The organism is Demequina maris (assembly GCF_000971155.1).
In the GTDB taxonomy this organism is placed as follows: Bacteria; Actinomycetota; Actinomycetes; order Actinomycetales; family Demequinaceae; genus Demequina; species Demequina maris.
Genome location: NZ_BBLX01000014.1, coordinates 31,393 through 44,827, shown reverse-complemented (window position 1 = coordinate 44,827; position 13,435 = coordinate 31,393). Strand labels below are relative to the sequence as shown.

Below are 13,435 nucleotides of genomic sequence, written 5' to 3'. Positions count from 1 at the left end.
AGCCGGCCTGGCCCCGCGGGGGGTGGCGGGGGCCAGCGGCGCGTGGAAGCATGGCCCCATGCCTGAGAGCCTCGACATCAACGACGCGACCCCCGCCCCCGCACCCGCCGAGGGCGCGGCCCTCGTGACGGAGTCCGAGGAGACCTATCCGGTGCCGACGGTCGAGTTCGAGGAGGACGAGGCGCCCTCGCCGCTTCCCGACGACCGCTTCCTCGACCGCGAGCTGTCGTGGCTCGCGTTCAACGAGCGCGTCCTCGAGCTGGCCGAGGACCCGCAGACGCCGCTGCTCGAGCGCGCGCGCTTCCTCGCGATCTTCGCGTCGAACCTCGACGAGTTCTTCATGGTCCGCGTCGCCGGCCTCAAGCGCCGCATCGCGGCCGGCTTCGCGGTGCCGTCCGCGACCGGCATGAGCGCGACCCGCCAGATCGAGGCGATCACCGAGCGCGCCCATGAGCTCATGGACCGCCACGCCGAGACCTTCGAGGACCAGGTGCGGCCCGCCCTGGCCAACGAGGGCATCCAGCTGGTGCGCTACTCCGACCTCGAGGACCCCGAGCAGGAGCGCCTGCGCAAGCTGTTCCGCTCCGACATCTTCCCGGTGCTCACGCCGCTCGCGGTCGACCCGGCGCACCCGTTCCCGTACATCTCGGGCCTGTCCCTCAACCTCGCGATCGAGATCCGCGACCCCGACACCGGCAAGGACTACTTCGCCAGGGTCAAGGTGCCGGAGACGCTGCCGCGCTTCCTGTCCGTCGACGCCGCGGGCCATGTCGGCCAGGTGACCGACGCCTCGGCCCTCTCGGACGAGCCGCGCAGCTTCGTGCCGCTCGAGGACGTCATCGGCGCGCACCTCGACTACCTGTTCCCCGGCATGGAGGTCGTCGACCACTACACGTTCCGCGTCACGCGCAACGAGGACGTCGAGGTCGAGGAGGACGACGCGGAGAACCTGCTCAAGGCGATGGAGAAGGAGCTGCTGCGGCGGCGCTTCGGCCCCGCCGTGCGGCTCGAGGTGGCGGACGACCTGCCGCCCAAGATCCGCGAGCTGCTGGTGCGCGAGCTGGGCATCACCGACAACGACGTGTTCCACCTGCCCGCGCCGCTGGACCTCACGGGCCTCAACGTGATCGCCGACCTCGACCGGCCGTCGATCCAGTTCGCGCCGTTCCGCCCCACGACGCACCACAAGCTCGCGCCCGTCGAGACCGCGGACGAGCAGAACATCTTCGAGGCGATCTCGCGCGGCGACGTGCTGCTGCACCACCCGTACGACTCGTTCTCGACGTCCGTGCAGGCCTTCCTCGCGCAGGCGGCCGCCGACCCCAGGGTGCTCGCGATCAAGCAGACGCTGTACCGCACCTCGGGCGACTCCCCCATCGTCGACGCCCTCATCGAGGCGGCGCATGCGGGCAAGCAGGTGCTGGCGCTCGTGGAGATCAAGGCGCGCTTCGACGAGAAGCGGAACATCTCGTGGGCCCGCAAGCTCGAGCAGGCCGGCGTGCACGTGGTCTACGGCCTCGTGGGTCTCAAGACGCACTGCAAGCTGTCGCTCGTGGTCCGCCAGGAGGAGGACGGGCTCCAGCGCTACAGCCACATCGGCACGGGCAACTACCACCCGAAGACCGCGCGCCTGTACGAGGACTACGGGCTGCTCACCAAGAACCCCGACGTGGGCGCGGACCTCACCAAGCTCTTCAACCAGCTGTCGGGCTACGCGCCCAAGGCGAAGTTCCGCCGCCTGCTGGTCGCGCCCAACAGCGTCCGCTCGGGCCTCATCGAGCGGATCCAGAACGAGGCCCGCCACGCCGCCGCCGGCAAGGAGGCGTGGGTCAAGATCAAGGTCAACTCGATCGTCGACGAGAAGGTGATCGACGCGCTGTACGAGGCCTCGCGCGCGGGCGTCAAGGTCGACGTCAACGTCCGCGGCATCTGCGCGCTGCGCCCCGGTGTGCCGGGCTTCTCCGAGAACATCCGGGTGCGGTCGATCCTGGGACGCTTCCTCGAGCACTCGCGCATCTACGGCTTCGCGAACGACGGCACGCCCGAGGTGTACATCGGCTCGGCGGACCTCATGCACCGCAACCTGGACCGCCGCATCGAGGCGCTCATCACGGTGCCCGACGAGCAGCAGGCCGCGAACCTCATCGAGAACATCGACATGGCGATGAGCGACCGCGTGGCCGGCTGGGAGCTGCACGAGGACGGGTCGTGGAGCCACGTCGTCACGGACGGCGAGGGGGCCCGGCTCAAGGATCTCCAGGAGACCTACATCCGCCGCCAGCCGAAGCGGAGGGCCAAGGGCAAGTGAGCCACCACCCCGCGGGCACCGTCGTGGCCGCCGGTGCCCTGGTGTGGCGCGTCCGTGAGGGCGAGCTCCAGGTGCTGGCGGTCCATCGTCCGCGCTACAACGACTGGTCGTGGCCCAAGGGCAAGCTCGACCCGGGCGAGTCCCTGGCCGAGTGCGCGGTGCGCGAGGTCGCCGAGGAGACCGGCAAGCAGGTGGTGCTCGGCCAGCCGCTCCCGACGCTGCGCTACCCCATCGGGGAGAAGCAGAAGGTCGTGAAGTACTGGGCGGCCGAGGTGATGTCGCCGACGTCCCGCGCGGTGCGCGCCCGGCCCACGTTCAAGAGCGCGTCGAAGAACGAGATCGACCGGCTCCGGTGGCTGTCGGTGCCCGAGGCGCACAAGCTCATCACGTTCCCCGACGACCTGCGCCCGCTCGACGCGCTGGTCGACGCGTACGCCGCGGACCGCCTCGACACGCGGCCGTTCGTGATCGTGCGGCACGCGCGGGCCAAGCGCCGCGCCGCCTGGCACCGCTCCGACCTGCTGCGCCCGCTGACCAAGAACGGCCAGCGACGCGCCGCCGAGCTGGTGCCGCTGCTCGCGGCGTTCGGCGTCGCCAAGGTCGAGTCCTCCCCCGCACGGCGCTGCGCCGACACCGTGGGTCCCTACGCGGCGGCGCTCGATGTGAAGGTGCGGACCCACGAGAGCCTCACCGAGCCGGGGCACGCCGCGAAGCCGCTGGACACGGCCAAGACGTTCAACGCGCTGCTGCGCAAGAAGACGGCGCGCGCGGTGTGCGTGCACCGGCCGACGCTGCCCACCATCGTCGAGATGCTGCGCGCGGCCGTGCGCCCGTACACGCGCGGCGCGCTGCCGCGGAAGAACCCGTACCTGCCCGCCGGCGGCGTGCTGGTCGCGCACGTCGCCGACTGGGAGTCGGGTCCCGTGGTGATCGCGGTCGAGACGCACCTGCTGCGCGTCCACGTCTGACCCCCTCCGACACTACGAACGGAGTGGGTCCCGGATCGCCAGCGCGTCGCGGCCTGCAGGGAACTCGAACCGGCGTGTCGCGGCGAGATCCGTTCGGACTGTCCGGCGGGCGGGAGAGGTGAAGACGTCGGACCGGGAGCGCCAGTCGGCGCGAAGGCCGCTCGAGGCGGCTGATGTTGGAGCCCGGGGCTACCGCGGTCCGACGTCATGACCACCATACGCCCGATGAAGGGGCCCGCAACGTGCCTTTCGCCCCTTCTCGCGGAGCGCGAACAGGTCCTCTCGGCGCCGCGCCGAGCCCCGCTGTCGATCCGCGCGGCGCCGACGCACGCTCACACCGCGATGAGCTCGATCAGCACGCCCTGACCCGGGTCGAGCTGGGGCAACGGCACGCCCGCCGACGCGAGGACCGCGCCGGACATGACAGGCAGCGGACCATCGATCCACGCGGGGTCCGCGACCGAATGCCGCGAGGCGCCGCCGAGGTCGTCGCGAACCCGTACGCGGTACCGCAGCGCCGGCTCCAGTCCTGGGATGGGCGTTCGCGGCGTCGACGCGGCGCCCGACGTCGCGATCCGGACGTACGCGAAGAGCGCCCCGCGGCCGTCCGCCGCCACGACGCCGTGGAGAAGCAGCCCGGGATCCGCGAGATCGGCACGCACGGTCTCGCCCGAGTGCAGCAGCGCGCGCTGCTCGCGGTGCATCGCGATCCATCGCGCGAGCGCCTCGAGCTCGTCGGCACCGCATTCGTCGATGGCCCACTCGATGCCCGCGTGCCCGAAGTGCGCCGTCAGCATCCGCATCGACAGGTCCGCGGTCCGGTGGGTCGTGTGGGCGCGGCCGGGACCGACGTGCGAGCCGACAAGCTCCGGGGGCACGAGCAACCCCGTCCAGCGCTGGATCGCCTGCCGCTCGACGGGATCGTTGGTGTCGGACGCCCACACGCGCTGGACGCGCGCGAGCATCCCGAGATCGACCCGCGCGCCGCCGGAGGCGCAGGACTCGATCTCCAGCCGCGGGTGGCGGGCACGGAGCTCGTCGATGAGCGCGTACACGGCGGTCGTCTGGGCGTGGACCGCGGCGCGGCCGCTCGCTCGCGAGACGGCACCGTGGAGCTCGCGGTTGTGGTCCCACTTGAGGTAGTCCACGCCCAGCTCGGAGACGAGCGCGTCGAGCCTCGCGAGCATGTGCGCGCGCGCGTCGTCGCGGGTGAGGTCGAGGACCAGCTGGTGGCGCCATTCGGCGGGCTCGTCCCGCACGCCGAGGATCCAGTCCGGGTGGCGCCGTGCCAGGTCGGAGTCCCGGTTGACCATCTCGGGCTCGACCCAGAGGCCGAGCTCCATGCCCAGGCCGTGGACATGGCGCGCGAGCGGGCCGAGGCCCTCGGGCCACTTCGCGCGGTCCACCTCCCAGTCGCCGAGACCCGCGTCGTCCCCGTGGCGACCCCGGAACCAGCCGTCGTCGAGCACGAACCGCTCGACGCCGATGCGTGCGGCCGTGGACGCGAGTGAGGCCAGCCGCGCGGGATCGTGGTCGAAGTAGACCGCCTCCCAGGTGTTGAGGGTGACGGGACGCGGCCGCTCCGGGTGCGACGGCAGCGCGCGGACGTGGCGGTGCAGCGCCCGGCTGACCCCGTCGAGGCCGGCGTCCGACCAGGCGCAGACCACGGTCGGGGCGACGTATGTCGCTCCGGGTGCGAGCCGGATCTCGCCGGGGGCCAGCAGCTCGCCCGCGGCGATCACCGCGCCGTGCACGCCCGCTCCCTCGGGCAGCCGCTCCACGACGACCTCCTGGTTGCCCGACCATGCCACGTGCGCGGCCCACACCTCGCCGGTGCGGAACGCGAGTCCCGGGGTGCCGACCATCGTGAGGATCGGCGCATCGTGCCCGGGACGGCCGCGCCGCGTCGCCCGCACGTGGGCGCCGTCCACCACCGGGAGGCGCTGGGGCGCCCGCTCGCGCGTCCACCTCCCGGTCATGTCGAGGATCTCCGTCGCGCGCGTCGGCAGCGGGAGGACCGCACGGGCCGCACCGAGGTCGAGCACCGCCGTCTCCGCCAGGTTCGTGACGGACAGCGTCGTTGCGAGCACCCCGTGGACGTCGAGCACCAGGGTCACGGCGACGGAGGCCTGCGCCACCTCGTCCCGCAGGTCGACGCGCACGCCCGAGCCGCCGCGCTCGGGACGCACGTCGGTGAGGCCCACGGCCACGAGCTGCGCGTCCGCGGCGGACCCGTCGCGATGCCACGCGACCCCCGGATGACCGGACCATCCGTCCCCGTCCACCGGGACGAGCGGGAGCACGCGCGGCGCGTCGAACGAGCTGAACGCGACGGACGGGAGGTCCGTCGCCGCGAGCGCGTCGACGTCGTCGTCGGCGAGCGCCGCGCCCCAGTGGAGCAGGCGGACGCCGCGGTCGTCGGCGACCAGGGCGACGCTGACGCCCCCCTCGCGGAGGTGGACGATGCGCGGGCCGTTCGTCAAGGTGTCTCCTCAGGACGGAGGGGCGGGCGCCGCGCGGCGCCCGCCCCCAGTCTGGCGGTCAACGAGCGATGATCACTCGGCGACCGGGATCGACTGCGCCTCGAGCGCGTCGATGGTCTTCTGCTGGCCGGACTCGAGCGCCTCGGCCAGGGTGCCCGCGCCGGTCGCGGCGGACTTGAAGCCGTCGGCCACGTCGGAGTAGGTCTGCGTCATGGTCGGACCCCAGGTGAAGTCCGGCACGACCTGCTGGGCGGCGTCGGCGAAGACGTCGTAGATCGCCTGGCCACCATAGAAGTCGACGCCCTCCTTGAGCGCGGGCAGCTCGAGACCGGCCTTCGTCGCCGGGTACAGGTTCGCCGCCGCGTTGAGCGCGGTCAGCGCCTCCTCCGAGGTGTTGAGCCACAGCGCGAACTTGGCCGCCTCGTAGGGGTGGTCGCTGCCCGTGAGCACCGCGGTCGAGGAGCCGCCCCAGTTGCCGGCAGCCTCATCGCCCTCGTTCCACTGCGGGGCGGGCGCGACGGCCCAGCTGCCCGCGGTGTCCGGTGCGCCGGACGCGATCGAGTTGGCGCCCCACACGGCGGAGACCCAGGTCCACACCTCACCGGAGTTGTACGCGTTGTTCCACTCGTCGGTCCACGCGGGGTGCGTCGCGACCAGGTCGTCATCGAGGAGGCCCTGCCAGTAGTCGGCGACGTCCACGGAGGTGTCGGACGCGAGCTCGACCGACCACGCGTCGCCGTCGTTGCCGAACCACTGACCGCCCGCCTGCCACACGAAGCCCGCGAACTGGTTGATGTCGGTCTGCGAGAAGTTCGTGATGTACCCGCCCTCGGCGCGGACCTTCTCGGCCGCGGCGCGGTACTCGTCCCACGTCGTGGGCACCTCGATGCCCGCCTTCTCGAAGAGGTCCTTGCGGTAGAACAGCGCCATCGGGCCCGAGTCCTGCGGGATGCCGTACACGCCCTCCGAGCCGAGCGTGACCTGGCTCCAGGTCCAGTCGACGAAGTCGTCCTTGGCGGCCATGACCTCCTCGCAGCCGGACAGGTCGACGAGGCCGCCCTGGACGCGGAAGTTCGGGATGGCGTCGTACTCGATCTGGCCCAGGTCGGGAGCGTTGCCCGCCTCGATCTGGTTGAAGAAGTTCTGGTACGTGCCGCCATTGCCGTTCGGTCCGGTCTGGACCTCGACCTGGATGTCGGGGTTGGCGTCGTTCCAGATGGCGACGACGTCCTCGATACCCGGGATCCACGTCGTGAACTCGAGCGTCACGGGGCCGTCGGCCGGTGCGCACTCGGGCGCGGCCTCGGTGGATCCCGCGCCGCTGGAGCAGGCCGCGAGGGTGAGGGAGGACACGAGCGCGGTGAGCGCGACGGTCGTGATGTGCTTCATTGCAGTGATCTGCCTTCTCTCTATGCGGGCGACGCGGCGGGGCACCGCGCCGGTACTGCGCTACTTGACGGCACCGGCACCGAGGCCGTTGCGCCAGAACCGCTGCAGTGACAGGAACGTCACGATGAGCGGCACGATGGACACCAGCGCCCCGACGAGCACGTAGGTGCGGAGCTCGGGGATCTGGTTGAGCTGGGTGTTCCAGCCGTACAGACCGAAGGTCACGGGGAACAGCGACTGGTCCCGCAGCATGATCAGCGGCAGGAAGAAGTTGTTCCAGATCGTGACGAACTGGAAGAGGAACACGGTGACAAGGGCGGGCGACATGAGCCGCAGGCTCATCGTGAAGAACGTCCGCATCTCCCCGGACCCGTCGAGGCGCGCCGCTTCGAGGATCTCGTCGGGCACGGACGCCGCCGCGAAGATCCTCGTGAGGTAGACGCCGAACGGGCTCACGATCGACGGCAGGAAGACCGCCCAGAAGGTGTTGGTGAGCTCGATCTTGCTGAACAGGAGGAACAGCGGGAGCGCGAGCGCGGTCGCGGGCACCAGCACGCCGCCGAGCACGATGTTGAAGATCGTCTCCCGCCCGCGGAATCGGTACTTCGCGAGCGCGTAGCCCGCCATGCCGGCGATGAGGGTGGCGACGGCGCCGCCGAGCCCCGCGTACAGGACCGAGTTGCCGAGCCACCGGAGGTAGAGGCCGTCACGGAACGCGAACAGCTCGCCGAGGTTCTCGCCGAGACGCATGTCCGCGAACCACAGCGGGTTCGTGGTGAACACGTCGCCCGGCGTCTTCGACGACGCGACCAGCAGCCACCACAGCGGCACGAGGAAGTACACCGTGAAGACACCCATTACGAGCATCGCGCCGGTACGGGACAGGCGCGAGTCGCGCGGGCCGCGGGGTGAGGAGGCCTCCGCGTGCGCGTCCGCCGGCGCCTGCTGCGGGGTCGGGTCGACGAGGATGCTCACGACTGCGCCTTTCGCTGGGTGAACCGAAGGAAGGAGAACGAGAGCACGAAGGTCACCAGCGCGAGCACCACCGAGATCGCGGCGGCGAGGTTCGTGTTGGGGATCGCGGCGGTCGCATACACGGTCATGTTCGGCGTGTAGTTACTTGTGACGGCCGAGCTGAACGACTGGAAGACCTGAGGCTCGGCGAGCAGCTGGAGCGTGCCGATGATCGAGAACACGGCCGTCATCACGATCGCGGGACGCACCAGCGGGATCTTGATCGACCACGCGATGCGGAGCTGGCCCGCTCCGTCGATGCGCGCCGCCTCGTAGATCTCGGCCGGGATCGCCAGCAGGGAGGAGTAGATGATCAGCATGTTGTAGCCCACGAACACCCAGGTGACGACGTTCGCGATGGACCACAGCACCAGGTCCGCGCCGAGCAGATCGACGTTCCTGGTCAGCGCCTTGAAGGGCGACAGGTTGGGAGAGAGCAGGTTGCCCCACATGATCGCCGCGATGACTCCAGGGACCGCGTACGGCACGAAGAACGCGAGCCTGAAGAACCTGCGGCCCTTCACCAGCGACGAGTCGAGGAGCAGCGCGAACAGGAGCGCGAGCCCGAGCATCACCGGCACCTGGACGATGCCGAAGAGGAGCATCCGGCCCATCGACTGCCAGAACGCCTCGTTCTGGAACACGAGCGCGTACTGCGTGAGGCCGCCGAAGACCTCGCGCGCCTCGCCGTAGGTGCCGTCGCGCTCGACGACCAGGAGCGACTGGTAGACCGCGTAGCCGATGGGCAGCAGGTAGAACAGGGCGAACAGCACGCCGAAGGGTGCGACGAGCGCCGCGATCGCGCCGCGGTGGGGGGTTCGCCGACGGACCTGGGGTCGATGCTCGCGGCTCGCGCTCGCTGCCGTGACCTGCGTGGTCATCGCGTCTCCTCTCTCACGATGCGGGCCTCGCCCGCGTCGAGCGTGGTCGCGGCTCGCAGCACCTCACCGGTGAGCAGGTCCGTGCCGCGCACGTCCAGGGGGACCGGACGGTCCGAGTTGTTGATGGCGAACACGTACGTGCGACCGTGACCGGTGCGCCGCACGAGCTCGACGTGCGGCCCCGCGTGCGGGTCGCGACTGACTCCTGCGTCGTCCGCCGCTCGCGCCACCAGAGCCGCGTACGCATCGGCGGCGAGCGCCGTCGCGGCATACCAGGCTAGGCCATCGCCGCGGCGGTGACGTGTCACCGCCGGATGGCCGAGCGCGGGACCGCTCGCGAACGATGCGACCGCCTCGGCACCGCGGAGCTCGACCCGCTCCGACCACAGGGAGGCGCGCGAGCCGTCGTCGAGCGCGAGCTCCTCATCCGGAGCGACCGGGCACATCTCGTCCACGCGGATGCCGAGCATGTCGCGGAAGGCGCCCGGATACCCGCCGAGCCGCACCCGGTCGTCGTGGTCGACGATGCCGCTCGCGAAGGTCACCAGGGCGCTGCCGCCGTCGCGGACGTACGCGTCGAGGGTGTCGGCAGCGGCGTCCTGGACGGCGTGGAGCGCCGGCACCACCACGAGCCGGTACCCGTCGAGGGCCGCGCCCGCCGGCACCACGTCGACGGTGACGCCCGCCGCGCGCAGCGCGCGGTACGCGTGATGCACCTGCTCGAGGTAGCGCACGTGGGTGCTCGGGTTGCCCTCGCCGTCGAGGGTCCACCACGAGATCCAGTCGAAGAGGATCGCCACGTGGGCCTCGACGCGCGTTCCCGCGACCTCGGCGAGGACGCCCAGCTCGCGCCCGAGCTCCACGGACTCGCGCCAGGCCCGCGAATCGGTGCCCGCGTGCGGCAGGAGCGCGGAGTGGAACTTTTCGGCACCCTGGGCGGATGCCCGCCACTGGAAGAAGCACACGGAGTCCGCGCCGCGCGCGACGTGCGTCAGCGCGTGGCGGCGCAGCTCGCCCGCGGCGCGCGCACGGTTGAGCGGCTGCCAGTTGACCGCACCGACCGCGGTCTCCATCAGCATCCAGGGCGCACCCCCGGCGAGACCCCGGGTGAGATCGGCCGCGAACGCCATCTCGGTGACGGGATCCGCCAGACGGTGATCGAGGTAGTGGTCGTTGGCGACGACATCCATGTCGGACGCCCACGTCCAGTAGTCGAGGTTGCGGATGTGCGCGGTGACCATGAAGTTCGTCGTGACGGGGGCGTCCGAGCGGGCTCGGATCACCTCGGCCTCCGCCCGGTAGTGGTCGAGGAGCGCGTCGGAGCTGAAGCGGTGGAAGTCGAGCATCTGGCCCGGGTTGCGCGATGAGAGTGTGAGACGCGGGGGAAGGATCTCGTCGAACGCGCCGTAGCGCTGGCTCCAGAAGGCGGTGCCCCACGCGGCGTTGAGCGCATCCACCGTGCCGTACCGCTCGCGCAGCCAGCCACGGAACGCGTCCGCGGAGGCATCGCAGTAGCAGTGCGCATTGTGGCAGCCGAGCTCGTTCGAGACGTGCCAGAGCGCGAGCGCGGGGTGGTCGCCGTAGCGCTCCGCGACGCGCGCGACGAGGTCCAGCGCACGGTCACGGAGGATGGGCGAGCTCGGGCACCAGGCCTGCCGGCCGCCGGGGTACCGCGTGGTGCCGTCGGCGGCGACCGGGAGGATCTCGGGGTGCTGTCGCGTCAGCCACGCGGGCGTCGACGCGGTGCCGGTGCCGAGGTTGACGCGGATCCCGTGGGCGTGGAGCAGGTCCATGACCTGGTCCAGCGCGGCGAAGTCCCAGCGGCCATCGGCGGGGTTGACGTGCGACCACCCGAAGATGTTGATGGCGACCAGCCGGACCCCCGCCTCACGCATGAGGGCGACGTCCTCCTGCCAGACCGTGGGGTCCCACTGCTCCGGGTTGTAGTCGCAGCCGAGGACGATGCCGTCGAGTGCGAGCCCCAGCGTTCCGCCGGCGCCCGTTCGGGTGTGGGTCGTCATCGATCCTCGCTTGCTCCATCGCAGTATGTGCACGTGCACAGATCGCGAAGAGGTTCATCGACGCCGTAATCTGTGAACGTGCACACATTAGAGTGGCGTTCGCCGCCATGTCAACCTCGCCTCGATAGTGTGAGCCCATGAACGTCACGCCATCCCCGCCGCGACGCGCGACGGTCCACGACGTGGCGCGCGTCGCCGGAGTGTCGCGGGGCACCGTCAGCCGGGTGCTCAACGGCGAGCGGTACGTGTCGGAGAGCGCTCGCGCCGCGATCGAGCGCGCGATCATCGAGGTCGGCTACATCCCCAACACGGCCGCCCGCAACCTCGTGCGCCAGCGCACCCAGGCGGTCGCGTTCATCGTCCACGAACCGCATGCGCTCTTCCTCGAGGACCCGAACATCGGCGGCATCCTTCTGGGCGCCAACGCGGCCCTGTCCGAGGAGGACTACCAGCTCGTGTGCCTCGTGGTCGACTCGGAGCGCGACACGACGCGCGTGGCCCGGTACCTCAACGGCGGTTTCGTCGACGGGGCGATCGTCGTCTCCGCCCGCGTGGACGACCCGATCTCCCGAGCGATCGAGAAGCTCCAGATCCCCGCCGCCTTCGTCGGCCACCCGCCCGGGCTCTCCGTGGCCTGGGTCGGGATCGACAACCGCGACTCGGCGCGAGCGATCACCGAGCGGCTGCTCGGCACCGGCCGCCGGCGCGTGGGCATGATCGCCGCGGCCCTGGACCGGGACTCCGGTGCCGACCGCCTCGAAGGCTTCCGTGAGGCGATGGGCGACCGGCTCGACGAGTCGCTCATCGAGCCGGTGGGACTGTACTCGTTCCACGACGGCATCGCCGGCATGGAGGCGCTGCTACGTCGATCGCCGGACATCGACGGCGTGTTCGCCGCGTCGGACGCGGTCGCCGCCGGCGCGCTGCGCGCCCTCGCGGCTGCGGGACGCCGCGTGCCGGAGGACGTCGGCGTCGTGGGATTCGACGACAGCAACTGGGCACGCCGAACCGAGCCGCAGCTGTCGACCGTGCACCAGCCCGCCGAAGGCCTCGGCGCCGCCGCTGCGCAAGCGGTGCTCGCACGGATCGCCGGCGAGAGCACGGGCGACGGCGGCACGATCCTCGCCACACCCATCGTGTGGCGCGCGTCCGCCTAGCGTCCGCGAGGAGGTCAGTCCAGCCGGCCCTCGCGCCACATCGCGGCGCAGCGCTCGAGGTCCTCGCCGGTGCGCAGCAGCTGCGAGGCGCGCATGGTGGTGCGGTGCGCGCGGCGGTCGGCGTGGCCCTCGTCGGTCTGCGCCTCGAAGGCCGAGCCCGTCGCGACCACGCGGCAGAACGCGCCCGCGCGCTCGAGCGCGACAGCGAGGTCGCCCGAGAACACGCCTGAGAGGACCGCGTCGGCGAGGGTGCGCACCTCGTCGGGACCGGGCGGGTCCTCGACGCCGGCGATCGCGTGCCGGACGTGGGCCGCGTGGACGCCGTGGTGGTACGAGCGCGCCACCGAGGCGGCGTCGTGCTTCACCCACTCGCGGATCATGTAGATGCGCCACAGCGCGCCGGGCAGGGTGTGCTCCCCCGCCTTCGACCACATCATGGCGACGGTGTCGATGCCCTCCTCGTCGACGAGGCGGATGAGCCTCTCGACCAGCTCGGGGTCCTGGGCCTCGCGCGCCTGCGAGACGATCGCGAGCGCGGTCTCGTGCGCGATGAGGCCGCGGTCGGCGGGGTCGATGTCCCCCTCGATCTGATCGGCCATCTCCATGTCGAGCATGGCCGGACGGCGGAAGCGCGGCTCGACCACTACGCCTGCTCGCTGACCTCGACGAAGACCAGCGACACGGAGTTGATGCAGTACCGGTCGCCCGTCGGCGTCTGGGGCGCGTCGGGGAACACGTGGCCGAGGTGGGACTCGCACGAGGCGCAGCGCACCTCGGTGCGGACCATGCCGTGCGAGAGGTCCTCGTGCAGCGTGACCGCCTCGGGGTCCGCGTCGTAGAAGCTCGGCCATCCGCAGTGCGAGTCGAACTTCGTGCCGGACACGAAGATCTGCGCGGAGCAGGCGCGGCACTGGAACACGCCGTCGCGCTTCTCGTCGATGTGCTCGCCGGTCCACGGTCGCTCGGTGGCGGCGTTGCGCAGCACCTCGAACTCGAACTCGGTCAGCTGGGCGCGCCACTCGGCGTCGGTCTTGACGATCTTGTTGGGGCTCATGCTTCGGCTCCTTCCCAGGCAAGCGTACGCGCGCGGCACGCTCCCGAATCGCGCACCGTGCTCGTCGCCGCCGGCCAGTCCCGAAGGGAGACGCGAGGCGCCCGACCTCCGAGGGGGGGAGGAGGTCGGACGCCACGCGTTCTCACCTGGGCGTCCCATG

General features: G+C 71.3%; 10 protein-coding genes. 3 read left to right on the top strand and 7 right to left on the bottom strand.

The genetic code is table 11. The features are described from left to right. Positions 1 to 58 precede the first annotated feature (58 nt). Together AOM02_RS13095 and AOM02_RS13090 are read left to right on the top strand one after the other, a co-directional pair. On the top strand, positions 59 to 2,308 hold the full coding sequence (locus tag AOM02_RS13095) for an RNA degradosome polyphosphate kinase (RefSeq protein WP_082099754.1): 2,250 nt from the start codon (positions 59 to 61) through the stop codon (positions 2,306 to 2,308). Beyond that, positions 2,305 to 3,276, top strand: coding sequence for an NUDIX hydrolase (locus AOM02_RS13090; protein WP_062299977.1), 972 nt, complete (start codon positions 2,305 to 2,307; stop codon positions 3,274 to 3,276). The genes AOM02_RS13095 and AOM02_RS13090 overlap by 4 nt, the downstream gene beginning before the upstream one ends. 332 nt (positions 3,277 to 3,608) lie before the next feature. On the opposite strand, the gene AOM02_RS13085 is transcribed toward AOM02_RS13090, so the two are convergent. From AOM02_RS13085 to AOM02_RS13065, 5 genes are all read right to left on the bottom strand, one after another. Next, positions 3,609 to 5,759 (bottom strand): alpha-galactosidase, encoded by a 2,151-nt coding sequence (locus AOM02_RS13085; protein ID WP_062299974.1) that lies wholly within the window; start codon positions 5,757 to 5,759, stop codon positions 3,609 to 3,611. Positions 5,760 to 5,831: 72 nt separating this feature from the next. Continuing rightward, positions 5,832 to 7,148 carry an ABC transporter substrate-binding protein gene (locus AOM02_RS13080; protein WP_062299971.1) on the bottom strand — a complete coding sequence of 439 codons (1,317 nt, stop codon included), beginning with the start codon at positions 7,146 to 7,148 and terminating at the stop codon, positions 5,832 to 5,834. Positions 7,149 to 7,208: 60 nt separating this feature from the next. Continuing rightward, positions 7,209 to 8,033 (bottom strand): carbohydrate ABC transporter permease, encoded by an 825-nt coding sequence (locus AOM02_RS13075; RefSeq protein WP_062300036.1) that lies wholly within the window; start codon positions 8,031 to 8,033, stop codon positions 7,209 to 7,211. Between the two features lie 86 nt (positions 8,034 to 8,119). Continuing rightward, positions 8,120 to 9,043: a carbohydrate ABC transporter permease gene (locus AOM02_RS13070; protein WP_062299969.1), complete on the bottom strand. Its 924-nt coding sequence runs from the start codon at positions 9,041 to 9,043 to the stop codon at positions 8,120 to 8,122. Then, positions 9,040 to 11,064 (bottom strand): beta-galactosidase, encoded by a 2,025-nt coding sequence (locus tag AOM02_RS13065; RefSeq protein ID WP_062299967.1) that lies wholly within the window; start codon positions 11,062 to 11,064, stop codon positions 9,040 to 9,042. The genes AOM02_RS13070 and AOM02_RS13065 overlap by 4 nt, the downstream gene beginning before the upstream one ends. A 137-nt stretch (positions 11,065 to 11,201) precedes the next feature. Here AOM02_RS13065 and AOM02_RS13060 point away from each other — a divergent pair, with 137 nt between their 5' ends. Continuing rightward, complete coding sequence (locus AOM02_RS13060; protein WP_062299965.1) at positions 11,202 to 12,221, top strand: LacI family DNA-binding transcriptional regulator; 1,020 nt, start codon at positions 11,202 to 11,204, stop codon at positions 12,219 to 12,221. A 14-nt stretch (positions 12,222 to 12,235) separates the two neighbouring features. Here the strand turns inward: AOM02_RS13060 and AOM02_RS13055 are convergent, their stop codons facing one another. Beyond that, the gene (locus AOM02_RS13055) at positions 12,236 to 12,865 is read right to left on the bottom strand and encodes a hypothetical protein (RefSeq protein ID WP_369344935.1); all 630 of its coding nucleotides are present in this window, start codon (positions 12,863 to 12,865) and stop codon (positions 12,236 to 12,238) included. Next, positions 12,865 to 13,275, bottom strand: coding sequence for a peptide-methionine (R)-S-oxide reductase MsrB (gene msrB, locus AOM02_RS13050; protein WP_062299963.1), 411 nt, complete (start codon positions 13,273 to 13,275; stop codon positions 12,865 to 12,867). The genes AOM02_RS13055 and msrB overlap by 1 nt, the downstream gene beginning before the upstream one ends. Between the last annotated feature and the right edge of the window lie 160 nt (positions 13,276 to 13,435).